Origin of the sequence: Pantoea phyllosphaerae, from assembly GCF_051025595.1 — a bacterium.
GTDB lineage: Bacteria > Pseudomonadota > Gammaproteobacteria > Enterobacterales > Enterobacteriaceae > Pantoea.
Genome location: NZ_JBPFDE010000038.1, coordinates 1 through 651, shown reverse-complemented (window position 1 = coordinate 651; position 651 = coordinate 1). Strand labels below are relative to the sequence as shown.

Here is a 651-nt window from a genome sequence, read left to right as displayed (position 1 = left end):
CGTCACCTGGCTGCCCGCGTTCACCTGGGTCTCGGTGTGGGTGACGCCGCTGCCCTGCTCGCTGCCTTTGCCCCTGTTGACGCTGGCGGAGACGCTGATGCCCCAGCCGCCCTGGCCCGCGCCGATGCCCACGCCCAGGCTGCCGCCGTGGCTCTCGTTTTTCCCCTCCAGCGAGGAGGTATTCGCGGCCGACAGCAGGTTCAGGTCCCGGTTCGCCGACAGCAGCACATCCCTGCCGGCCTGCAGCTGGCTGCCCTGCACCGTCAGGTCGCCGTCGGCGCCTTTCACGCCGCTGCCGCGCGCCACCACGCTCAGGTTGTCCCCCGCCGTCAGGCTGCTGCCCTGGGCGGTGCGCTGCTCGCTGCGCTGCGTGGAGGTGGAAGACTGGCTGCCGTAAGAGAGGCTGACCCCGATGGCGTTGTTGTTCTCCGGGCTGTTGCCCTGCGCCGCCGCCAGGCGCGCGGCCTGCGTTGCCTGCACGCCGCTGAGCGCGGCTTTGGTGCCCTGCAGCGCCGCCAGCCGTCCGCTGTCGGCGGACTTCGCCTCCTGCACCGTCTGCGCCGCCGTATTGAGCGCGCTGCCCACCGTGCCGGAGAGCGCCAGCGTCAGGCCGGAGGTTTTCTGCTCCACCTTATGGGTCTGGCTGCTCTG

The 651-nt window shown here is 71.4% G+C and carries 1 protein-coding gene; it reads right to left on the bottom strand.

The annotated features are described in order from the left end of the window. Positions 1–651: hemagglutinin repeat-containing protein (locus ACR6A7_RS21105; RefSeq protein ID WP_434127149.1), on the bottom strand; the 651-nt coding region annotated here is incomplete at both ends.